The organism is Actinopolymorpha cephalotaxi (assembly GCF_013408535.1).
Classification (GTDB): domain Bacteria; phylum Actinomycetota; class Actinomycetes; order Propionibacteriales; family Actinopolymorphaceae; genus Actinopolymorpha; species Actinopolymorpha cephalotaxi.
Map to the genome: position 1 here is coordinate 5094998 of NZ_JACBZA010000001.1, position 20607 is coordinate 5115604.

Consider the following 20607-nt stretch of genomic DNA (forward strand, 5'->3'; position numbering starts at 1 on the left):
TTCCACCGGGCCAGTCACCTCAGCTGAGGATTTTCTCCTTGGCCCGTTGGTATTCAGCCTCGGAGATGTCACCGTGGTCCCGAAGTTGGGCGAGCTTGCTGAGTTCGTCCGCCTGGTTCGGAATGCGGGCGGTCGTACGCACGTACTCCTGAACCTCCCGCTCCTGCCTGGCCGCCGCCGCCATCTCTCGCTCGGCCATCGACGGCCCACGCACACCGAGGTACGTCAGGACCCCGATGGCAGGGAAGATCACGATGAACAGCAACCAACCCGCCTTGCCCCATCCGCCCACATCCTGGCTGCGGAACAGATCGGTGATGACCTTGAACAGCAGGAAGATCCACAAGATACAGAGGAACAGAGCGGCCATGGTGACCAATATCTGCCAGAGGGGATACTGCATGGTTCCTCCCCGATTCGGACTGTGCGGGCACGCCGCTACCCAGCCTCGCGCCGTCGTGCGGTGGCGCATCACCCGCATGGGGCGGTCTTCAGGACGCGAGAGCTTGAACCTCACGTGGCGTCAGGTCCTACGGTTGCCGACGTGACCGGGAAGGACGCCACCGGACGTCGGTGGAGCATCGGCGAGCTGGCCGCCGCCAGCGGCGTGACCGTGCGGACGCTGCACCACTACGACGAGATCGGCCTGCTGCGGGCAGGCGGGCGTACGACCTCCGGCCATCGCCGCTACACCGAGGCAGACCTGCACCGGCTGTACCGGATTCGGGCACTGCAGTCGCTCGGGATGTCGTTGCAGGACATCGGGGACGTGGTGGCCGGATCGCCGGACGACCTGGTGTCGATGCGCACTCTGCTGCAAGCCCAGTTGAGCGATCTTCGGTCCCGAGGGCAACGGATCGCGCGGCTGACCCTGCAGGTCGACGGGTTGCTCCGGCAGCTCGACGGGCCGTCAGTTCCCGCTTCGGGCCATTTCATGACCACCTTGGAGATGATCTCGGTGCTGGACAACTACTTCACCCACGAACAGCAGGAGCAACTGGCGCAGCGCCGGGTCGAGATCGGCGCCGACTCGGTGGACGCCGCACGACGCGAGTGGGTCGGTCTCGTCGAGGACCTGCTCGCGCATGTTCGGGCCGACACCGCGACGGACGACCAACGGGTTCAGGAACTCGTCCGCCGCTGGGACGAGCTCGGCGACGCCTTCCATTCCGAGGGGGAGCAGACGAAGGAGGCGGCTCGGCGCATGTGGACCGAGCACACCGACGAGCTCAGCCGGCGGCTGCCCTGGAGCGCTGACCAGCTGTCCGCTCTGGTCGGCTACATCGAGCGGGTACGGCAGGCACGCTGACCGGACGCGCGTGCCGAGGCCGACGCCGACGCCGGCGAGCGGATGGCGCGCGTCCTTACTCCTCCTGCCGGCGCACCATCTCGTTGATCCAGATGGGCGCGTACGGGGACGTGCAGTTAGGCGGTGTCGGGTAGTTCTTGAGCACCCCCAGTCGCTCGCCGATGTCGAGCGCACGGGCGCGGTGCTCGGCATGGTCGATCCCGATCTGCGCCAGGCACGCGTTCATCGCCCACTGCAGACGATCGGGGGCATGCTTCATCTCCGCCTCGATGATGTCCAGCAGCCCTTCGAGGTCGAGGGCCCTCGGCTTCTTCGTCACGCGCTCGGTGGTGAGGGCCCAGCCGGCGCTCGCGACCACCGGGTCCTCGTCCGCGAACCATCGCAGGCGAAGCTCATCGGCGTACGGACTCTTCTTCACCACGTAGCTCACGAGCCAGTCGTGCACCTTGGGTGTACGCGCCTCACGCAGCATCAGGTCCAGTTCGTCAAGCTCGAACTCCTTCGGGCGGCAGATCAGCAACGCCAGCAGTCTCGCCGCGGTGTCTCCGGTCTGCCAGAGCCGGCACGCGAGCTCCTGCTGGGTCTTCAGCCGCTTCGCGACCGCGCGCAGCTTGCCGAGGTTGACCCCGTGATCGTCACCGTGCCTCTCGTTGACCTCGCGCACCTTGGGGTCCTCGAGCGCGGCCAGCTCGGCCATCACTTCGGCCACCGTCACATCGGTCAGTGTCTTCTCGGCCACCTCAGCCTCCTGTTTGTGCCGTATCGGCTTCACACTACGACGGGCGTCGCTGGGATCGACCCACGTCCAGCTCGGTGTCGCCGATCAGAAGCCCAACTCCGTAACGGGCATGCGCGGAGAGATCGAGCCCACCGGCGGCATCACGAGTGAACCAGCGAGCGTCGTCGGTGGTGTCGTCCCGCTCTGCGCGTGCCGCCACACCATAGCCACGCAAACCTTTTGAGAGCACCAGGCGTAACCGCTAGCGTCCTGCGACATGGCTGAGTACACCGAACGCCTGCGGCTTGAGCCGGTCGGCCCGGCCAACGCCGACGACCTGTGGCTTGTTCATGGCGACGACGAGGCGTGGCCCTCGTACGGCAACGAGAAGCCGGACCGACTGCAGGTCGAGCGGTGGGCCGCGTCGATGGGCGAGTCGTGGCGCTCGCACGGCGCCGCCAAGTGGATCGCGTACAACCGGGTGAGTGGTGAGGTCGTCGGTCGCGGTGGCCTGGGACGCACACCGGTAGACGACGACTGGGGGCGGGTCTACGATTTCCTGCCGGCAGAGCCGTGGGTGGACGTCGTGCACGAGAACCGCCACCCGTCCGTGGTGCACGCGAACTGGCTGGAGATCGGATGGGCGCTACGGCACGAGTTCTGGGGCCGCGGCTATGCGGCCGAGGTCGGACGTGCCGGGCTGGCGTACGCGTTCGACGTCCTCGGGATGGAAGCCGTGATGTCGTGCACAGATCACCACAACGTACGTTCGCGTGCTGTCATGGAACGGATCGGCATGCGATACGCCGGTGACCTGTGGAGCGAGGAGTTCGAAGGAGCCCTTGGCAACCCACCATTGACAGTCTGCGTGCTGCTGCGGAAGAACTACCAACGTTCGCCCACGACGCCTGCGGACTGAGTCATCGCCACAGCCAGCGAAGGGCGTCGGGCAGCAGGACTCCACCGTGGTTCGGACTGTGGTCACCGTCGCCGAGCACGAGACGGAAGTCGTAGTCCGCTTCGGCGAGCGCGGCCGCGACGCGCAGGTTGGCCGCCAGCCAGTTCCCCTTGGGCTCGTTCCAGCCCAGGTCACGGTGACCCGCCTGCAGGAAGATGCGCAGCGGTTTGTTGGGGACACTGGGAATGAGTTCCGGGTAGGGGTTGCCTCCCGGCATCTGAACGAAGCTGGACAGGTAGCCGATGACTCGCCGGAACTTGTCCGGACGCATCCACGCGGCTGTCAAGGCACAGTTGCCCCCGCTGCTGCCACCGCAGATACCCCACCGGTCCGGGTCATCGGTGATCGAGTACCGGTCGGTGACCTGGGGGATGATCTCCGTCAGGAGGAAGTTGACGTAGCGGTCGTCGAACGCGTCGTACTCGGCATTGCGGTTCTTCGGGTTCTCGGCACCGACGAAGACACCGGGGTCGACGAACACACCGATGGTCACCGGGATCTCGCCGCGATGGATCAGGTTGTCCAGAACGATTCCACCGCGCACCTCTCCGTCCGGGTCGAGGTACCACTGCCCGTCCTGGAACACCATCAGCGACGCCGGCTCGGAGGGGTCGTACTTCACGGGCACGTGAACCCAGAACTTCCGTGACGTGCCTGGGTAGATCGCGCTGTCATTCCATTCGAACTCGACGGTCTCACCGGCGGGAACACCCGGCCGAAGCTCCGAGTCGGGTCCGTGGACGTAACGAACGTCCGACTGATCGACAGGAATCGGCTGGTAGGGCACCTCGACAATCACGGCCGGCACGCTACGGGAGGCCGGACGGAAGCCACAAGAGGTTTCCGTAGACCGACGCGCTCAGCCGAAGCTGCCGGCTGAACGACCGGAAGGGCGCCGGCGTACTTCCCGGCGATCAGGCCGTGTCCGGTGCAGGTGGCGGAGCCGACCCTGCTGGTCGCGCCACGTGGGTGCGTATGGCGGGCGACAGCAGGATCGCCACGTGGGCACCCAGGACCGGGAACAGCGGGAAGTTGTACGCGGTGACATCGCTGCTGACGACGATCACGAACAACGTCAGGACGCTCAGCGTAACGAGAACACACCACGCAAGGCGGATCCGGCACCACACGAGCCAGGCCAGCCCGACGGAGATCAACACCGGCACCGGCGCCACTCCGAGCGGAGAGTAGGCACCCATCACGGCGCTCAGGATTTCTGTGTAGCCGAGCAGCAGCAGGAGAAGCAGCGCATAGCTAACCAGCAACCACCCCGGCAAGGAACGCCAGATCCGGCCCATGTCCACTATCGGAGCTCCTCTCCGGCAGCGACGTGGAAGTGGAGATGCTTCGAGTCCTGGTAGCGGCCGAGGTTCGTCAGGACGCGGCATGCGCCGTGCTCGGTCTCGACCCGTCCGGCCACCTGACGGACCACGGCCAGGACGCTGTGGAGGAGACCCTCATCAGCGCCGCCGAGGTCTGTCAGCGACGGGATGTGCCGCTTCGGCACCACGACAATGTGTACTGGCCAGAAGGGTCTGGTGTGGTGGAACGCCAGAGCCTCCTCGGTCTCGGCAACGACCTCGACCGGCGTTCGGCCACTCAACGCCTCATCGCAGTAGAAGTCCTCACTCACAACTGCCCCTCATCCCCGGTCCTTGTCGCGTCGGCGCCCACGACGTCGGCCCGAGTCGCTGATCGTAGCGGGCCGTCTGCCTACTCGTGAGCCGTTCCGACTGTGAACTCACCGGCACCCGAGGACCGGAATCCGAGGCGCGGCAGGACCGGATCGTCGATGAAGGTGACCACCCGTAGCGCGCCGCCCCCGGCCGCCTCAACAATCATGTGGCGCGCCAGGGCATGGCGAACTTCCGAGGGAACCCCGGGGAGCGTGTACAGCACCTCGACGCGGGCGGTAGTGCGTTCGTCGTCCTCCCACGACGCCGCGGCCTGGCCGACGAATACTCCTCCGTGCTCGGAGTACGTCCGGACCCAACAGGCAAGACGCCCAGCCGCGAGCAACCGCCTGGGGATGGTGTCGTCCATCGCAGGCTCGGTCAGCCAGAGCTCGGGCGCGGATTCGCCCGCCGGCTCCGGCGGAACGGTGAGCGACACGCCGTACAGCCTGCGCCGGAAGAGGCAGTTCCATGCAACCCAGAAGGTGTTCGTGACCTCCTGCCGGAGCTGCCCGAACCGTCGCCGTCCAGGTGACCGTCCGCGGTGATCGTCATCGTCGAACTGGACCGAGTCGATGTGGAATCCGGGCGGACCGACGTCAGGTGCATTGTCGACGTCCAACAGGACACGGCCGTCTCGGAGGGTCCGGCGGGCACGGTGTACCAGTCCGGTTCCCAGTTCCTCGCTCAGATGCCATCCCAGGTGCTGCGCCCATTCATCGGCCGACTCCGCGGGCTCACCTGTCATCGGGCTCTCGGGCGACCTCGGGTAGTCGACCTCGATCGCGTACACGTTCGGGTCACGCCGCCAACGGAAGACCAGGAGCATGGTCTCGGCCCGCGCGATCACCTCGACCCCGGCGTACCCGTCGGTCACCGCACCAGCCTGGAGCAAGTGGGTGCGGATCGCTGCGAGCACTTCCGTCCGTGACCAGTCAACTGCCACTTGTCACCCCCTTCGTTTCGTCGCCGGCACCGATCACGAGGACAGCCTGGGCAGACAGTACTGCGGCGCACGTACGCCTGGGTGTGCAATCGGTCGGCGATCAGGCGTGGACGCACACGGGTCGCCGACTAACGTGGCCGTATGCCCGAACTGATCCTGCCGACCACCCAGTTGCACGCGGCGTTCCTGGAGTGCCGGGACGACTGGGGACCTGGTTTGCACGAGGACGGCTTCGGCCTGTCCGCCGATGACGACCTGGACTCAGCAGACGGCTTCGCGGCCTGGGTTCACCAGCGGACGCGCCTGACTCATCCGCCCGAGGACCCCTGTCCGGACGAACGCCACGGCTCACCCCGGTGGATCGTCGAGGATGGCCATGTGCTCGGGGGAATCGCCCTGCGGCACTGGTTCAGCGACGACATCGGCCACATCGGCTACGGCATCCGTCCCTCCGCACGCCGTCGCGGACTCGCGAGTTGGGCGCTGCGCGAAATGCTCGGCGAGGCGCGTGCTCTGGGCCTGGACCGAGTTCTCGTTCCCTGCTTGGAGGACAACGTCGCTTCGGCCCGCACGATCGAACGCAACGGCGGAGTGCTCGAAGGTGTTCGCGACAGCGACCATGGCCCGGTGAGGCGTTACTGGATCGATCTGCATCGGTGAAGCCGCGCGGCCTGACAAACCAGCCTCCGTGAGGCGTCAGGGGGCGTCGGTGTGCCGGCGGGCATAGGGGACGTCCAGCTCGCCGGTGGCTGGTTCCTTCTCGTCGGAAGCCTTCTCCCGGTCGTCCGCGGCTTGCTCGCGCTGGTTGGCTTCACTGTCACGTTGATCAGCTTCGTGGTCGCGCTGGTCGGCGTCGCGTTCACGATCATCGGCAACTCGCTCCCGATGGTGAGCTTCGCGGTCCCGCTGGTCGGCCCTACGTTCCCGTTCGTCGGCGATCCGTTCCCGCTCGTCGCCTTCGAGGTCACGTTCGTCGGCCTCGTGGTTGCGCTGGTTGCCGAGACGATCGCGTTCGTCGGCGCTACGCGAACGCTCGTCGGCCTCGATGAACCGGAGTTCCTGAAGCCGGCGGCGAGCTTCGGCCTCCATGTTCCGGATGTAGGTCTTGCGCCGTCGTTCCTTGCTGGCCTTGTCGCGCTCTTCGGTCGCCGCGGCGCGTTCACCGGTGGCTCGATGGCGACCGGAGGCGGCTTCACCCTCCCGCGCCGCGAGGAGCCTTCTGCGTTCCGACGCTCCCTTGCGCAGCCGCGCGGCGAGCGCACGGGCCTCCGCGGCTCGCTGCCGAAAGCTCAGCGCGATCCGTTGCCTTCGTGGGATTTCGATCGGTTCGTACTGCCGACCGTCGTCGGCTGTGGGCACACGTCCAACGTAGCGCGGCCGGCCGTCGGTCTCACGCTCACATCGGGTGGGTTTGGGCCACTTCGTACCAGCAATTGCTTTGTTTGTAAGGGATGGCCCCTCGATCGGCGGCCCGCGAGGTGCCTAGACTCCAAGATATGGGCACGGACCTGCCCCCCGATGGCGGTCCTGAGTACGACGAAACTGTTCGTCAGCTGCGGGAGCGGGAGGCCAGGTTGCGCCAGTTCGCTGCCGAGCTTCGCGATCGGTCGGCGCAGGAGTTCGACCGGTGCATCCAGGAGTGGCATTCCCCCGACCTGTGGCGTGATCGTGCCGCGGCATTGCGGAGGCGGCTGCGGGAAGATCGTGCCGTCGCGGGACGCGAACGCGAAGCGGCCGGGACACTTCGCGCCCAGGCGGCGCAGGAGCGGATCCGGATCGGAGACGCACTTCCTGTCGAACTCGGGGCACGGGAACTCGCCGCGAAGGAGCGTCAGCGGGTGGCCGACGACCGCGAAGCAGTCGCCGACGAACGAGAACGTGTCGCCGACCGCCGAGAGACCGCCGCTAACGAGCGAGAAGCAGCACTGGATCAACGAGAAGCAGCCCTGGACCGGCGCGACGACGACCGCACCGAGCAGACGGATCCAGGCCAGCCCCACCCATGACCCAGAGCGGCGCCGGTCGAGTCCGCCGAACCGGACGATGATCATCACGTTATGCGTTCGTACTGCAACCGCTTTGCCAAAAGTGCGGCTAGTGTAGCCTCGAAGGCTACTAGAGCCGAAGATTCGTTGTTCGGAGCCAGTATGAGCGCTCGACACCCCGGATTGCCGTTCGACGTCGCTCGCGCGCCGCTGCGCACCGTCCGCCCGCGCGATGCCGCGTACTCCAACCCTCGCAAGGAGTTGGCGCGGTTGGAGACGCAGGGCCTACTGCACCGCGTTGCCGAGGGTTTCTACACGGTGGTCCCACAAAATCGCGTGGGTAGCGAGTGGCTGCCTACCCTGGAGGGGGCGGCCGCTGGCATCGGCGCAGCGGAGTTCGGCACGGGCAACTACGCCTTGATGAGCCTGACCGCCGCCCGACTGCACAATGCGATCCCCAGGGCGATCGCCACCGCAACGATCGCTGCGCCACGACGCCGGCAGTCTCTGCGCCTGACCGATCGCGAAGCCACGGTGCGTTTCCTTGTCCGCGACATCGCCGTCCTGCAGGTGGAGTTGATGCAGACCGATCTAGGCGATTGCCTGGTCACCACGCCTGAGCAGACCGTGCTCGACCTCGCGCACCTCCCTGGAATCGGTGCAGCCGAAGGCGAAGCCATGGCAGCCATCCAGACACTGATGCCGCGCTGTGATTGGGACCAGATGGCCGAAATTGCCTCCACGCAAAGACTTGGCCGAGCACTCGAGCGGGTCCGCAGGATGGCATCGTGACGGCAGGCTTCGGACTCTCCCAGGAAGACCTGGACCGCGAGATCGCACGTTTCGGTGTCGCGGACGAGCAGGTCCGTCGCGATCACGCTATTTCTCACATCCTCGCCGCAATCTCCGACAGCCTGTGCAACGAGGTCGTCTTCTTCGGTGGGACGGCGCTCAGCCGGACTCACCTGATCCACGCGAGACTCTCCGAGGACATCGACCTGATTGCCCTCGGCAATCGTGCCGAGATCGCCGAGCGATTCGTGCGTTCGATCGATACAGCCTTACGGCGAAGCCACGGCAGGCTCTCGTGGTCTCCGCCGTTCACCACCCGCGATGTGGATCCTGCTGTCATACACACCACGAGTGGAACGTCCATACGGGTGCAGCTACTTGATGGGCGAAACTATGAGTCCTGGCCGACGGAGCTGCACGACATCGAGCAGCGGTATCACGATGCACGTCCCGCAGCTCTGCACGTGCCGACCGTTGCCTCCTTTGCCGGATCGAAAACCGCAGCTTGGGCCGAACGCGGCGCATCTCGCGACCTCTACGACCTGTGGGCCCTGGCCGAAGCCAGGTCGATCACCGCCGTGGCAGCCACCCTGTTCGCCAGGTTCGGACCTACCGGCACACCTCCGCGCGAGTTCATGTTCTCCACTCCGCCGAGCGAGCCGGTATGGCATGCCGCCCTGGCCGAGCAGACCCGCCTCCGGGTCACTGCAGCTGAGGCGCTCGGCATCGTACGCACGGCGTGGGCCGACGCCGTGAACGAGCGCTGGGGATGATCAATCGACGGTCAGCGACATTGAGCCGCCACACCGGGGACACCCAACCAGACACGACATAATGGCGGGTTCGCATCGTTCGATCCAGTTAATGTCGACGCATGAAGTACGTGGTGCGTTACTCGACCGTCCAAGAGCGCGCGGCCGACCTGATGACGGTGTACCCCCTTCACAAGGCGTACATCGACGCGTTCGAGCCGGCCACCGACATCGTCGGCATCGGAGCCTTCGAGGACCCTCTCACCAACGGATCGATGGCGATCTTCGCCTCGCTTGATTCCGCGCATCGATTCGTCGCCGGGGATCCGTTCGTCACCAAGGGCCTGGTGAAGCCGAGTGAACCGCTGCCCTGGGACGCCTGACCGCGACACGTCCTGACGCCAAGCGTGGCGAACCCGTCGACGGGCGTGCGGGCGACCTGGGCGGATACTGGCCGGATGCAGCACCCCACACGCGATGAGGTCGCCGCGTTCCTCACCCGACACTCCGGTAGCCCTCCCAGTGACCTTGAGCCTCTCACCGGCGGCGCGTGGTCGTCGGCGTGGGCCTACCGAGCGGGCGACGAAGAGCTGGTGATCCGCTTCGGCCGTGAACGTTCGTGGTACGAAACCGACCGGATGGCGATGGCATTCGGCGGACCGGAGCTGCCGGTGCCGGAGGTCAGGGAGATTGGGACCACCCCGGACGGACTGGCGTACGCCATCTCGGTACGCCATCACGGGCAGTTCCTGGAGGACACCCCGGTCGAGCACGCCGACGCTGTGGCCCCCACCCTCACCCGCCTGCTCGTCGCGCTCCAGCAGGTACCCGCGGCCCCCGACATCCCGGTGATGTGGCACCCGGCGGGCACACCGGCCCGCAGTTGGCGGGAGCTCGTCCTCGGCAGACTGGTGGACGACCCGGGGAGCCGGGCACACGGCTGGCGCGCCGACCTGGCCGCCGACCCGAAGCTCGCGGCCCTGTCGACGGCGGTCAGCGACCGGGTGGGGACGCTGATCGAGGCCTGCCCCGAACGCCGCGACCTCATCCACGGCGATCTCCTGCACGGCAACGTGCTGGTAAGCCCGGACTACCGCCGGGTTCAGGCGGTCATCTCCTGGAAGTGCTCGCTGCGCGGGGATTTCCTGTACGACGCCGCCTGGTGCAGTGCCTGGGGGCCGGTGTTCTACCCCGGGATCGCGGCCATCGACCCGCTGTCCGGACTGCTCGAGGACCCGATCCTGCGAGCCGACGAGACCGCGCTCGTCGATGCTGCCATACGCCATCACTGCTACGAGCTGCAGCTCGGCCTCACCCACTTAGGGTGGAGCCTGCGGACCTGGCAACCCGAACATGTCGACGCAACGGTCAGGCTCCTCGCCGAACTCCTCGAACGCGGCCCCCTCCCCTAGGGTCTCAGCGCAGCCAACGGACCTGGTTCAGGTCGTCGGTGAGCCGGACGGTCTTCCACGCGGCGACGTCCCAGTGAGCTTTGCTCACGGCGTAGATGGCAACTCGGCTGTGCCGGTAGTGCCGCTGCAGGTGCCGGGAGTCGGCCGTGGACGGGCACAGTTCGTTCTTCAGGTCGGTCAACTGGACGCACATGATGACGATGGGCAGGTCCGCCTGCGCACCACCCCTGGCCGGGTAGAAGACGACGGAGCGGGAGTCTGCGCGATCATGGCCGGACACCGTTGTCTGGTCGTCGGCGATCTGCGCGGTCGCGTAGTGGTACGCCGTCGGGTAGTCGTACCCCGCGGGCAGGTTGACCGGCAGGACGATCTTCACGCCGCGGACGATCTTCAGTTGCGCTCGTACGTACTCCCGAGTGGAAGGCCCGGGCAGCTCGGGTGGAGCCGGTGGGGGGACCGGCGTGGTGGCGTGCCAGAAGACGAGGACCACGGCCAGCAGGCCGAGCGCCACCGCCGATGGCATCCACCTGGGAGCCGACTTCATGGCGGGATCATGACAGAGCCACTGCCGTCGCAGCACCTGCGCGACGACAATGCTTACGTCTTCGGCCTCAGCGATCCGGTTGGTCGAGGGTAGGTAGGTCGTACTCGGCGATGATGCGTTCAGCCGTCTCGGCGGCTCCGAGGAGGCCGGTGTCGAGCTGCAGACTTTCGCGCCAGGGGATCGGCGTGAAGAGGTCGTGTTCGGCCATGGCCCGGTGCAGACCGTCGACCGTGGCGAGCTTTCCCGCCGTCTTCCGCTGCGCGTCCACCACGCGGGTCGCCAGGATCCCCGCCGAGCAGGTGAACTTCACCAGGCACACTCGCCCGCCGTTGCCCTCCACGGCCTCGAACCGGCGTACGGTCTGCGGATCGCTGTCCGGATGGCTGTAGACCGTCGTGGAGATCAGGTCCCGGCCCGCCCGCGCGGCCTCCGCCAGGATGCCTTCACGGATCGCGTGCACCTGGCGCCAGAACGGATCACTTCCGAACTCGAAGACCGGCCGTACGCAGTCGATGGCCAGGTGATTGTGGAACACCCGGTAGCCCGTGCGAGCGGCGAGCTCTCTCGCGACGGTCAGCTTCCCGACGGCCGGCGGCCCGTAGAGGTAGACCAGGTCCATCGCGAGGACGATACGGGCAGCACTGCCGGCGGTCCAGCCTTTGCCGGAGGCCCGTAAACACCGGTGCGGGACAGGAGCCAACCTGGTAGCGTCCCGCGGCAGGTCGTAGTGACTTTGGAGGTGGTCGCCGTGTCGGGTTCGACATCCGCGGTGCCGCCTCGCAACTCCCGATAGTTCACTCGACCGTTCGAGGCCCCACCGCATCAGCTTTCTCGCTCCCCCTTCGTGGATGAGGTCACTGATGCTGACTGTTCTTGCGTACGCATACCGCGTCGCCCCCGCTCGTTTGCTACTGGCTCTGGGCTGCGCCGTGCTGAGTTCGCTCACGTGGGTGGCGATGCTCCCGCTCGCGGGCCTGGTGATCGGGTCCGGCGGGCGGTTCGCCTCCGGTAGCGACGACACGGCCACCCAGTTCGTCGTTCTGGTGTCTCTGCTTGTCGCGGCGTTTCTGGCGAGTTCTGCACTGCCGCTGGTGATGGAGCATCTGAAGGCCGAGCTGACTACCCGGTCCGAGGCGGCGGTGGAGGACGCACGGTTGACGCCGTTCGTCCGGCCACGTGGTGTCGCCCACCTCGACGACCCTGTCGTTCACAACCTGCACTCGGCCTCGGCGGGTGTGGGATGGACGTCGATCAGCTCTGCTGTCGGGTCCCAGATCGGCCTGGCCGCCGTCCACACTTCCTTACTGGGAACGTGTGCGGTGATCGGATCGATCCTCGGCTGGTGGTACGCGGGCCTGCTGGTCGCGATCACTTTGTCGGTGGAGGTGTGGCTCGCTCGTCTGCGCAGGATCGAGAGCGCAGTGTGGGCGAGTGACACCGAGGGGCAGCGCCGGGCCGAGTACTTCTTCGACCTCGCGATGGGCCGCTCGGCGAAGGAGTTGCGGGTGTTCGGCCTGTCGTCGTGGCTGACGGATCGTTACGTGACGCTGTGGAAGTCGACGATGGAGTCGGTCTGGAGAGCTCGCCGACGTACGGCTGCGATCACCACCGCTGCGATCGCGTTCTACGCCGTCGTCCTGCTGGCCGGGATCGCGTACGCCCTCGACGCTGCCCGGCGGGGAGACCTGAATGTCACGCAGGTCAGCACCGTCATCCCCGCCCTTGTCGTCGTACCGCAGACCCTTGGCGCACTGATGTGGTGGAACTCGGGGCTGGGCAGCGGGCAGACCGGACGGCAGGCGCTCCGTGCGCTGGCAGAGTTGGAAGCCAGGGTGGGCGAACCGGGCCACCCGTCAGCTGCTAGCGCGGCGCCGCACACCGCGGCGCCGGCCCTATGGGACAGCGCGAGCGAGATCGTCTTCGAGGACGTCAGCTTCGGATACCCCGGCCACGACCGTGACGTCCTGTGCGGGCTCTCGGTCCGGATCGCTCCGGGCGAACGACTGGCCCTGGTCGGAGTCAACGGCGCCGGGAAGTCCACCCTCGTCAAACTGCTCACCGGCGTCTACCGACCGACGGGCGGCCGGGTGCTGGCGAACGGCATCGACCTGGCGACCCTGAACGCCACCGAACTCACGCGATGGCAGGGGCAGGTCGCCGCGATCGTGCAGGACTTCGTCCGCCTCCCGATGTCGGTCACCGAGAACGTCTTACTGGGTTCGGCGCCCGCGGACCAGACGGAGCGTTTCCGAGCTGCCTCAGCGGCCCGCCGTGCAGATGCCGACGAGCTCGTTCAGCGACTCCCGGGTGGATGGGACACGTTGCTGTCGGCGGAGTTCGAAGGCGGCGTCGACCTCTCCGCCGGACAGTGGCAGCGGCTGGCCCTCACGCGAGCCCTTGCGGCCATCGAGAACGGCGTTGGGATGCTGGTTCTGGACGAGCCGGCCGCCGCTCTCGACGTCCGCGCCGAGGCCTCCCTGGTCGACCAGTACCTCCAGCACACTGCGGGCGTCACCTCGCTGATCATCTCCCACCGTTTCTCCGTCGTACGCCCTGCCGATCGGATCGTGGTCCTCACCGAAGGCCTGATCGCGGAGTCCGGAACCCACGAGGACCTGATCGCCTCCGGTGGCCTGTATGCGCGCATGTTCAGACTGCAGGCCGACCGGTATGTAGCCGTTCCCGACGCCAGTGCTCCGCAGGCGGGAGGCCAGGATGTCTGAGGCTGAACGAGTTCACGGCCAGAAGCCGAGCCGTCTGCTGCCGCTGCGCCTGTGGCTGACCGCGGGGTTCGCGCCCAGCCCGAAACTGACCTGCGTCCAGCTCGTCCTGACAGCCGTCCGCGCGCTTGCCCCGTTGGCCGCGCTGGTCGGCGTGAAGCTGGTCATCGATGCCGTCACCGGCGGTGGCGCCGGCAGTCCTGCGTCCATGCACACAGGGGCTGCGCTTCTGATCGGCGGCTTCGCACTCACCGTGCTGATCTCCCCCGTGCTCGATCCCATCGAGGCGACGGTGAACGATCGCGGCCAGGTGTACATCCACCGGAAGCTGATGTCGTTGGTCTCGGGGATCCCCGGCGTCGCGCATCACGAGAATCCCGTCCAGGCCGACCGGGTGGCCTACCTACGCGGCCGAATCGGCAACCTTGGCCTCATCGGTACCGGCCTGGTAGCCGCCCTGGTCACCGGGTTGGAGGTGGCCGCCACCTTCGGCCTGCTGGCCGGCGTTCGCCCCGAGTTCTTCGCCCTCCCCGTGCTCGGACTCCTGCGGGTCTGGTCCGGCACCGTCGCCGGTAGATGGGAGCAGGACGCACGGCAACGGGTCGCCGTCCACCGCCGGATGCGTACGAGCCTGAAGGCGATCGCCACGGCTCCTCGCCACGGCGTGGAAGTTCGAACGTCCGGCCTGTCCGAGCTGCTCCCCGACCGTCACCGCCGGCTGCTGGCAGCCGAGCGTGAGGAGCTGATACAGGCCGGCTCCCGCGGGCTGGTCGTCGAACTGGCCGCCCGGTTGGCGTTCGGGCTCGGATACGCGGCGGCGATCGTCTACATCGTCCTGCTCGTACGCAACGGCCACGCGCCGGCCGGCGACATCGCCCTGATCGTGCTGCTGGCTACGCGCGTCGATCAGACCGCGGGCTCGGTCGCCGGTCAGGTCCGGGGAACCGCCAGGACGTGGCGGGACTTCAAGGCGTACGCAGACCTGGTCACCTACGCCAGACACAACCGCGACCGGGCCAACGGTGCTCAACCTCCCAGCACTCTGCAGACCGGTATCACGTTGTCCGGTGTCGGGTTCACCTATCCCCAGGCTGATGTCGCCGCGCTCAGCGACGTCAACCTGTACTTGCCCGCGGGGAAGAGCGTGGCTCTGGTCGGTGAGAACGGCGCCGGGAAATCGACACTGGTGAAGCTTCTCCTCCGCCTGTACGAGCCGACGGCCGGCTCCATCCGAATCGACACCGGCGAACTCGCCGACGTCGACACCGGCAAGTGGCGGGCCAGCACAAGTGCCGGTTTTCAGGACTTCGATCGGTTCGAGTTCCGCGCCTCCGACACGGTGGGCGTCGGCGATCTTCCACGCCTGCAGGACGTCGAGGCCATCCGTCATGCGCTGGCCCGCGGTGACGCCACCGATGTCGTCACCCATCTGCAAGCCGGACTTGACACCCAGCTCGGTGCTGCGTGGACAGACGGTGTCGACCTGTCCGTGGGCCAGTGGCAGCGCCTCGCGCTGGCTCGGTCCTTCATGCGGCGGACACCGCTGTTGCTGGTCCTCGACGAGCCGACCGCCGCCCTCGACGCGGAGGCTGAGCACGCGCTGCTCGAACGGTTCGCCCGCGCATCCGGTGCCGCGGGCGAGGTCGGCGGCATCACCGTGCTCGTCAGCCACAGGTTTTCCACCGTACGGATGGCCGATCTCATCGTCGTACTCGACAAGGGCCGCGTCGTCGAGGTCGGCGACCACGACCAGCTCATGACCGCCGAAGGGCTCTACGCGGAGCTGTTCGCCCTGCAGGCACGGGCCTACACCTGAGCAAAGGCCTGCCCGCCGAACCAGAGCTGACAAAGCTGTTGACCGGGGGCACGTCGGGGGCACGCGTCTTCAGCCGCACTCCACCTCGTTGGGGTCGTGGGCCATCCGGTAGAACACGCGCCTGGTCACCTGGATGTCGTGGCCGTTGTCTTCCTGGAGGAGCACGTGCCCGGGCTGGATAAGCCTTGTCGTAGCCAGTTGGAAGTCGACGTTGCCGGTCGACCAACTGTTGTCGTTGGTCCCCCCGAAGGCGGAGTACGTGATCTTCTCGCGGAACCGTGGCGGCTTGCCGTCCAGCTTCCACCCATCTCCGGGGGCGTCAACGCGGAACGACGCGAGACCTCCGCTCAGTTTCGGCGCGTCGTAGTCGGCGTCGCCGACCGATTGACCGGACTCGTCACTCCCCACGTCGTGGAAGATGACGGCTCCATCGGGGGCCGTGCGACCACACCAGGCGAGGACCACGATCAGGTGCCCTTGCTGATCGACGCTGATCCCGGTCAATCCGTTGACGGGCACTGTGCAACCGGCCAACAGGACGGCCAGGGACGCCACCCACGACACCGCCAGCCATCGCATGCGCACAGAGTAGGGCCACGACCGCGCCCGTGAGGTGAGTGGCGCCGAGATCGAGATCTGGGTTCGCTGCCGGGTCGGGCACAATCGTGCACGTGGTGCACGAGAGCTCGTCTCGGATCGAGCGATCTGACGGTGTGATCCGGCTGCGACGGCCCGGCACGGCCGCCTTCGTCGGTGTGCTCGCGCTGGGGATGATGGCGCTCGGAGTAGCAGCCATGGTCTCTCCTCCGGGCGAGAACTCTCTTGTGGACCGGCTGATTTCAGCGAGTCTCTGCGTCGCGCTCGCATGGGTGATCTGGCGAACGGGCGGCTATCCACGACTCGAAATCACCCCGAGTCACCTCATCGTCCGGAACCCGGTGTTCACCCACGAGATACCTTGGCGCGCCATCGACGACGTTGAGGCCGTTGACGGGCTGACCATCGTGATGCCCGACTACTACTACGTACGTGCGCTCGCGTTCGGCGGTTCGATCTTCCTCGACATCTTCGGAGACCGCACGCTTCGTCGCGCTCAGCGGCTCATCGCGGCCGCCCGGGACAGGCCGCTCGCAGGGCCGGACATGCCACCGCCCGAGCCACGCCGCCTGCTCCATGTGCAGTGGTGGCTGCTTCCCGTCGTTCTCATCCTGGTCGTCGTGGTCGCGTGGGGAACGTGGAAGCTCGACACGCCTGCGCTATGGCGGCCCAGGTAGCTGGTTGGTCCTCCTCCGCTGACCGTGCGTCAGCTCAGTTCGGCCGCGTTGGGGGCGCGACCCCGGTGCCTACGGGCGTTACGTCGCCAGTCTCGACGCCGGTCGCAGATCACCGCCCCAGTGAACACAGCAGCCACCCAGGGCAGCCAGAGGCCGGCCCTGGACCAGGCGGCCGTGTGCACGACACTGTTCTCGTCGTCCCCCATGAGGCCGCCCGGTTGGTAACTCGCCCGGACCGAGTGGCCAGGCTCGACGAAACCATCGAGTTCAACGACGTCCTTCGTGGTCTTTCTGTCGTCACTTACCCACCGGCCCGTGATCGTGCAGTTTCGCTCTTTCGTGACCGGGTCGCAGGTGGTCGAAGTCTCCGTGAAAGTGCCCCAGTAGATGGGACGGTCTCGTCCGACTACTTCGATGACTCCGATCACGATGAACGCCGCGCAGGCCATCCCCACAACTGCGTAGAAGATCGCATGTCCAGCAGTCCGTAAGCCGCTCCAGAGGACGTCCCACTTCACCTGGTGATGATCGCAGACGCGAACATTGGCCGGAACCAAACAGAGTGGATGGTTGCGGGCAGGAGTCAACGGTCGGCAGGTTCACTCCCATGAACGCAGTGCTTTACGCGCGTAGGGTGCGGTCATGTCACCGGAGTGGGGCGCTGCGGCCCCGGTGCGTCCAAGGCGAGTGCTCGTTCTTGGCGGTCCGGGGGGTGTCACGACTGACGTGGCGACCATGGTGGCTACGTCGCGTGGGATGCTGCCGCACCACGACTTGGATCGACTGGCTTACGAGCCACCCAGCCACCAGCCGAATGCCCCGTTCCGGGAGTGGGCGAGAGTTTCCGACGAGGCACGACGCGAACGGGCTGCCGCACTTGCCAGTAGTGCCCGCTGGGCGGCAGGCGGTCAGTACGCAGGCTGGACCGAAGCGCTGCGAGATGCTGCCGACATCATCCTGTGGCTCGACTACTCAGCGCCGGTGGCCATTGTGGGAGCGCTGCAGCACGCCGTTCTGTGGCGCCGACGTGGGAGTCGTGACTGGGACTTACGGTCCATGGTCAGAACCGCACGTGGCGCATGGGCCTACCCCTCACGGCCGCCGGCAACTGCCGAGGATCTACGAGAACGGGACGATGCCAACGGAGCCCGCACATTGAAGGTGTTCCTGTCACCGGTTTCCGGCAAGGTCATCCGCTGTCGTTCTCTCACCGACGTCTTTCAGACGATGGAGCGACTGAATGGGAGGTCCTGAGAAACGGGCGTGGCCATCCAGACGTACGTTCAATCTGCGAGGCCGGCCACACACTCGGCCCAGGTCACTGGTTGCCCCCAGAATCCGGCGAGGGTGTCGAGGAACTCGGACTTGCGTCGCTGGTCGCCGTCGTAGGTGTCGACGCCTTCGACCAGCACCGTGGCGGGGTAACCGCGCAGCCTGATCTCGATCAGGGTCGCCAGCACGCACACCTCCAACACCAATCCCGTGATCACGACTGGTCCGCCCTGGTCCGGCGGGCCGATCGTGGCGTCCAGCCAGGTCGTGAACCCCGCCGGATCGGGCCGCGCGGGTCCGGGGACGGCATCAGCCCGTCCGCCGCCGTCGCGCACCCAGGTCGGCGCGATGGATGCCTTCACCCACGGAATCGCGCGCTTGACGGCCGGAGGGATCGCGGACTCGTACCCCCACTGACCGGGCACGCAGGTGGCATCGGCGTCGTCGCCGCCCGGACTGCGGTAGTCGGAGACGATCTCGGCCACCGCGACACCGTGTGCGCGGGCGAACGGCACGACCGTGCCCGTGACGAAGTCGACGCAGGGCTGGCCCCGATAGTGCACCCCGCCAGGTGCCACGAAGTCGTGTTGGAAATCAACGCTGATCAATCGCATGCGGACAGTCCACCAGGAAGCACGGACAACGCAGGATGTCCCGCCCGGTGATGAGACCGCACCGGGCCAAGCTGAGGCCACTACTCGAGTGGCCGGCATGCCTCGATCAAGTCGATCAGTGACAGGTCGCGGAGGTTGAGGTCGGTCGCCGCCGACAGCGGTGCGGTCGCTGCACTGATGTACCCGGCCAGCCTGTTGCGCAGTGCTTCGGGTTCGACGTTGCGGGTGCTCGCGACCTCAATCCTGCCGTCTGTGGTCGCGTGGAACTGGAGCCTGCGGCCAGTGGCATCCCACAGTTGGTACTCGTCGTCCAGGACGGCGACCCACTCGACATATCCGGTGAACTCCGCCACTGAGTCGAAGACACCGACCCAGTTGCCGCGGTCGATGGCGACGAGTGGAAAGTTCAAGGCACTCACCTTCTACGGTGCGGACGACGGCTTGATGATGGCAACCGTGAGGGTGCCCTGGAGCTGAAACGGCACACGGTGGCGCTTCGGCGGTCTACGTTCAGTGCAGCCAGGTCACTTTGTCGAGGTCGGTGGTGTAGTCGGTGGCCTGCCAGGCTGCGCGGTCGTCGGCGGTTTTGTCGTCGAAGGTGAGCATCACGAGGAGTTCCCCGACGTGACGGATCATCGGCCGCGGGTAGTCCGCGTCGGTGGTGCCGGACCCCGGAGGGTCCTTCCTACTGTCTGGTCCTTCGCATCCGCGGTCGGCAACAGCGCTACTTCGCTCGACACACAAGACCACTGTCTTCAATCCGCTGGTACGTCCGCTTGGGGTGGGACCGAAGAAGATGTTCCGGGCGAGGACTTGGTTGTCGGGACCGGTGGTGAGGCCGTAGGTCCTGGGCGCCTGATAGCCGCGAGGCAGCTTCACCGGGAGAGCGATCGGGAAGTCGCCACCCTCGGCCATCTTGGCGCGTACCCAGTCCCGGTCCGCAGGACCAGAAGGCGTACCTCTTGCAGGCTGCTGGTTCGCGGACCATCCGATCCCCACAGCTGCGATCACTGCCGCCAGGCCGATCCAGATCCACAGTCTTGGCGGCCGCATGAGGTTCATGGCGGGATCTTGGCAGGCCAAGGAGCCAATCGGAAGCGGAATCGGGCAGTCCGAGGTCTAGCGCAGCCAGGTCACCTTGTTGAGGTCGGTGGTGAGTTCAACGTCGCGCCAGGCCGTCATGTCGCGCCTGCCACGGCTTACGCGCGAGATGAGAACGTCGTTCTGCCCAAGCTGCCTACGCAAGTGGGTCGCGTCGTTCTGCTCACCGCAGAGCACGTCTTTGATGCCGGGCTTCTGCACGCAGACGACGACGACAGGAAGGCCGTCCTCGCGAGGTCCATCCGTGGGGAAGAAGTAGACAGACCAGGAGGCCGCCGGCGCGGCGGTCATCTCGTCCACGAACTCCGAGTCGGCGTCATCGCTGCTGACCTCGTGCTCGTACCAGCGAGCGAAGTCGTACCCGCGCGGGAGCGTCACTGGCAGGGCAGGCCTGATGCCCTCGACGGGGCGGAGCTGTTCCTGGACCGCCCGGCGCTCGTGCATGTCAGGCGGCGATTCTGGCCTGTTCCGAGCGCTCCATGCGGCGGTGACGGCGACGATCAACGCGACGACACCGAAGATCACCCACGGCGGTATCAGTCGAGGCGAACTCACGCGGTGATCATGGCAGTTTGTGGGTCGCCGCGGACGCGTTTGGACGCAGGAGGGTCGGAGGGTTTGTTCGGCGTCCTGGCTGGTCCTGGAGAGCGGCGTGCGGTAACCGGGTTTCCGCGGGTCAGAGGCAAATTTGGGTGGAGCCGCCTGTGGGAATCGAACCCAC

The 20607-nt window shown here is 66.8% G+C and carries 25 protein-coding genes; 11 read left to right on the plus strand and 14 right to left on the minus strand.

Annotation, left to right across the window (positions count from 1 at the left end; all coding sequences use genetic code 11):
• Positions 1 to 19: 19 nt before the first annotated feature.
• Positions 20 to 403: an SHOCT domain-containing protein gene (locus tag FHR37_RS22585; protein ID WP_092882191.1), complete on the minus strand. Its 384-nt coding sequence runs from the start codon at positions 401 to 403 to the stop codon at positions 20 to 22.
• A 141-nt stretch (positions 404 to 544) separates the two neighbouring features.
• Here FHR37_RS22585 and FHR37_RS22590 point away from each other — a divergent pair, with 141 nt between their 5' ends.
• Positions 545 to 1309, plus strand: a complete 765-nt coding sequence (locus FHR37_RS22590) for a MerR family transcriptional regulator (protein WP_202817950.1) — start codon at positions 545 to 547, stop codon at positions 1307 to 1309.
• Between the two features lie 55 nt (positions 1310 to 1364).
• On the opposite strand, the gene FHR37_RS22595 is transcribed toward FHR37_RS22590, so the two are convergent.
• The gene (locus FHR37_RS22595; protein ID WP_237768644.1) at positions 1365 to 2048 is read right to left on the minus strand and encodes a DNA alkylation repair protein; all 684 of its coding nucleotides are present in this window, start codon (positions 2046 to 2048) and stop codon (positions 1365 to 1367) included.
• Between the two features lie 256 nt (positions 2049 to 2304).
• Here FHR37_RS22595 and FHR37_RS22600 point away from each other — a divergent pair, with 256 nt between their 5' ends.
• A complete protein-coding gene (locus FHR37_RS22600; RefSeq protein WP_092882187.1) occupies positions 2305 to 2946 on the plus strand; it encodes a GNAT family N-acetyltransferase in 642 nt (213 codons plus the stop codon).
• Position 2947: 1 nt separating this feature from the next.
• Here the strand turns inward: FHR37_RS22600 and FHR37_RS22605 are convergent, their stop codons facing one another.
• From FHR37_RS22605 to FHR37_RS22620, 4 genes are all read right to left on the minus strand, one after another.
• Entirely contained in the window at positions 2948 to 3784 is an 837-nt protein-coding gene (locus FHR37_RS22605) for an alpha/beta hydrolase (protein WP_092882459.1), read from the minus strand.
• A gap of 115 nt (positions 3785 to 3899) precedes the next feature.
• Positions 3900 to 4289 carry a hypothetical protein gene (locus tag FHR37_RS22610; RefSeq protein ID WP_092882185.1) on the minus strand — a complete coding sequence of 130 codons (390 nt, stop codon included), beginning with the start codon at positions 4287 to 4289 and terminating at the stop codon, positions 3900 to 3902.
• The gene (locus tag FHR37_RS22615; protein WP_092882183.1) at positions 4289 to 4618 is read right to left on the minus strand and encodes an HIT domain-containing protein; all 330 of its coding nucleotides are present in this window, start codon (positions 4616 to 4618) and stop codon (positions 4289 to 4291) included. Before FHR37_RS22615 ends, FHR37_RS22610 begins: the two co-directional genes overlap by 1 nt.
• An 80-nt stretch (positions 4619 to 4698) precedes the next feature.
• Positions 4699 to 5535, minus strand: a complete 837-nt coding sequence (locus FHR37_RS22620; RefSeq protein ID WP_202817949.1) for a hypothetical protein — start codon at positions 5533 to 5535, stop codon at positions 4699 to 4701.
• A 210-nt stretch (positions 5536 to 5745) separates the two neighbouring features.
• On the opposite strand from FHR37_RS22620, the gene FHR37_RS22625 reads away from it, so the two are divergent.
• Positions 5746 to 6264, plus strand: coding sequence for a GNAT family N-acetyltransferase (locus FHR37_RS22625; protein ID WP_092882179.1), 519 nt, complete (start codon positions 5746 to 5748; stop codon positions 6262 to 6264).
• A 36-nt stretch (positions 6265 to 6300) separates the two neighbouring features.
• Here the strand turns inward: FHR37_RS22625 and FHR37_RS22630 are convergent, their stop codons facing one another.
• Entirely contained in the window at positions 6301 to 6963 is a 663-nt protein-coding gene (locus FHR37_RS22630) for a hypothetical protein (RefSeq protein WP_092882177.1), read from the minus strand.
• Between the two features lie 137 nt (positions 6964 to 7100).
• Between FHR37_RS22630 and FHR37_RS22635 the strand changes: the two genes are divergently transcribed.
• From FHR37_RS22635 to FHR37_RS22655, 5 genes are all read left to right on the plus strand, one after another.
• A complete protein-coding gene (locus FHR37_RS22635) occupies positions 7101 to 7610 on the plus strand; it encodes a hypothetical protein (protein WP_139238852.1) in 510 nt (169 codons plus the stop codon).
• Between the two features lie 141 nt (positions 7611 to 7751).
• Complete coding sequence (locus FHR37_RS22640; RefSeq protein ID WP_092882173.1) at positions 7752 to 8381, plus strand: type IV toxin-antitoxin system AbiEi family antitoxin domain-containing protein; 630 nt, start codon at positions 7752 to 7754, stop codon at positions 8379 to 8381.
• Positions 8378 to 9154 (plus strand): nucleotidyl transferase AbiEii/AbiGii toxin family protein, encoded by a 777-nt coding sequence (locus FHR37_RS22645; protein ID WP_202817948.1) that lies wholly within the window; start codon positions 8378 to 8380, stop codon positions 9152 to 9154. The genes FHR37_RS22640 and FHR37_RS22645 overlap by 4 nt, the downstream gene beginning before the upstream one ends.
• A 101-nt stretch (positions 9155 to 9255) precedes the next feature.
• On the plus strand, positions 9256 to 9516 hold the full coding sequence (locus FHR37_RS22650) for a YciI family protein (RefSeq protein WP_092882171.1): 261 nt from the start codon (positions 9256 to 9258) through the stop codon (positions 9514 to 9516).
• A 75-nt stretch (positions 9517 to 9591) separates the two neighbouring features.
• On the plus strand, positions 9592 to 10545 hold the full coding sequence (locus tag FHR37_RS22655; protein ID WP_092882169.1) for a phosphotransferase family protein: 954 nt from the start codon (positions 9592 to 9594) through the stop codon (positions 10543 to 10545).
• Between the two features lie 4 nt (positions 10546 to 10549).
• On the opposite strand, the gene FHR37_RS22660 is transcribed toward FHR37_RS22655, so the two are convergent.
• Together FHR37_RS22660 and FHR37_RS22665 are read right to left on the minus strand one after the other, a co-directional pair.
• On the minus strand, positions 10550 to 11089 hold the full coding sequence (locus FHR37_RS22660; RefSeq protein ID WP_139238851.1) for a hypothetical protein: 540 nt from the start codon (positions 11087 to 11089) through the stop codon (positions 10550 to 10552).
• 67 nt (positions 11090 to 11156) lie between these two features.
• Entirely contained in the window at positions 11157 to 11708 is a 552-nt protein-coding gene (locus tag FHR37_RS22665) for an AAA family ATPase (RefSeq protein ID WP_092882165.1), read from the minus strand.
• 241 nt (positions 11709 to 11949) lie between these two features.
• Here FHR37_RS22665 and FHR37_RS22670 point away from each other — a divergent pair, with 241 nt between their 5' ends.
• Both FHR37_RS22670 and FHR37_RS22675 read left to right on the plus strand, forming a co-directional pair.
• Positions 11950 to 13812, plus strand: a complete 1863-nt coding sequence (locus FHR37_RS22670) for an ATP-binding cassette domain-containing protein (protein ID WP_175542401.1) — start codon at positions 11950 to 11952, stop codon at positions 13810 to 13812.
• Positions 13805 to 15625: an ABC transporter ATP-binding protein gene (locus FHR37_RS22675; RefSeq protein WP_139238850.1), complete on the plus strand. Its 1821-nt coding sequence runs from the start codon at positions 13805 to 13807 to the stop codon at positions 15623 to 15625. Before FHR37_RS22670 ends, FHR37_RS22675 begins: the two co-directional genes overlap by 8 nt.
• Positions 15626 to 15694: 69 nt before the next feature.
• Here the strand turns inward: FHR37_RS22675 and FHR37_RS22680 are convergent, their stop codons facing one another.
• Complete coding sequence (locus tag FHR37_RS22680; RefSeq protein ID WP_092882159.1) at positions 15695 to 16204, minus strand: hypothetical protein; 510 nt, start codon at positions 16202 to 16204, stop codon at positions 15695 to 15697.
• A gap of 92 nt (positions 16205 to 16296) precedes the next feature.
• Between FHR37_RS22680 and FHR37_RS22685 the strand changes: the two genes are divergently transcribed.
• Positions 16297 to 16899 carry a PH domain-containing protein gene (locus FHR37_RS22685; protein WP_139238849.1) on the plus strand — a complete coding sequence of 201 codons (603 nt, stop codon included), beginning with the start codon at positions 16297 to 16299 and terminating at the stop codon, positions 16897 to 16899.
• A gap of 1283 nt (positions 16900 to 18182) precedes the next feature.
• Here the strand turns inward: FHR37_RS22685 and FHR37_RS22690 are convergent.
• From FHR37_RS22690 to FHR37_RS22705, 4 genes are all read right to left on the minus strand, one after another.
• On the minus strand, positions 18183 to 18785 hold the full coding sequence (locus FHR37_RS22690) for a cysteine hydrolase family protein (RefSeq protein ID WP_175542400.1): 603 nt from the start codon (positions 18783 to 18785) through the stop codon (positions 18183 to 18185).
• 80 nt (positions 18786 to 18865) lie between these two features.
• Positions 18866 to 19195, minus strand: coding sequence for a hypothetical protein (locus tag FHR37_RS22695; RefSeq protein ID WP_092882151.1), 330 nt, complete (start codon positions 19193 to 19195; stop codon positions 18866 to 18868).
• Positions 19196 to 19295: 100 nt separating this feature from the next.
• Entirely contained in the window at positions 19296 to 19847 is a 552-nt protein-coding gene (locus FHR37_RS22700) for a hypothetical protein (protein WP_139238848.1), read from the minus strand.
• Positions 19848 to 19904: 57 nt separating this feature from the next.
• Positions 19905 to 20411 carry a hypothetical protein gene (locus FHR37_RS22705; protein WP_237768642.1) on the minus strand — a complete coding sequence of 169 codons (507 nt, stop codon included), beginning with the start codon at positions 20409 to 20411 and terminating at the stop codon, positions 19905 to 19907.
• Positions 20412 to 20607: the final 196 nt, after the last annotated feature.

Coding starts and splice junctions, on each gene's coding strand:
- FHR37_RS22585 (WP_092882191.1), bottom strand. CDS start 403: ATGCAGTATCCCCTCTGGCAGATATTGGTCACCATGGCCGCTCTGTTC.
- FHR37_RS22600 (WP_092882187.1), top strand. CDS start 2,305: ATGGCTGAGTACACCGAACGCCTGCGGCTTGAGCCGGTCGGCCCGGCC.
- FHR37_RS22625 (WP_092882179.1), top strand. CDS start 5,746: ATGCCCGAACTGATCCTGCCGACCACCCAGTTGCACGCGGCGTTCCTG.
- FHR37_RS22635 (WP_139238852.1), top strand. CDS start 7,101: ATGGGCACGGACCTGCCCCCCGATGGCGGTCCTGAGTACGACGAAACT.
- FHR37_RS22640 (WP_092882173.1), top strand. CDS start 7,752: ATGAGCGCTCGACACCCCGGATTGCCGTTCGACGTCGCTCGCGCGCCG.
- FHR37_RS22650 (WP_092882171.1), top strand. CDS start 9,256: ATGAAGTACGTGGTGCGTTACTCGACCGTCCAAGAGCGCGCGGCCGAC.
- FHR37_RS22655 (WP_092882169.1), top strand. CDS start 9,592: ATGCAGCACCCCACACGCGATGAGGTCGCCGCGTTCCTCACCCGACAC.
- FHR37_RS22660 (WP_139238851.1), bottom strand. CDS start 11,089: ATGAAGTCGGCTCCCAGGTGGATGCCATCGGCGGTGGCGCTCGGCCTG.
- FHR37_RS22665 (WP_092882165.1), bottom strand. CDS start 11,708: ATGGACCTGGTCTACCTCTACGGGCCGCCGGCCGTCGGGAAGCTGACC.
- FHR37_RS22670 (WP_175542401.1), top strand. CDS start 11,950: ATGCTGACTGTTCTTGCGTACGCATACCGCGTCGCCCCCGCTCGTTTG.
- FHR37_RS22675 (WP_139238850.1), top strand. CDS start 13,805: ATGTCTGAGGCTGAACGAGTTCACGGCCAGAAGCCGAGCCGTCTGCTG.
- FHR37_RS22680 (WP_092882159.1), bottom strand. CDS start 16,204: ATGCGATGGCTGGCGGTGTCGTGGGTGGCGTCCCTGGCCGTCCTGTTG.
- FHR37_RS22690 (WP_175542400.1), bottom strand. CDS start 18,785: ATGCGATTGATCAGCGTTGATTTCCAACACGACTTCGTGGCACCTGGC.
- FHR37_RS22700 (WP_139238848.1), bottom strand. CDS start 19,847: ATGAACCTCATGCGGCCGCCAAGACTGTGGATCTGGATCGGCCTGGCG.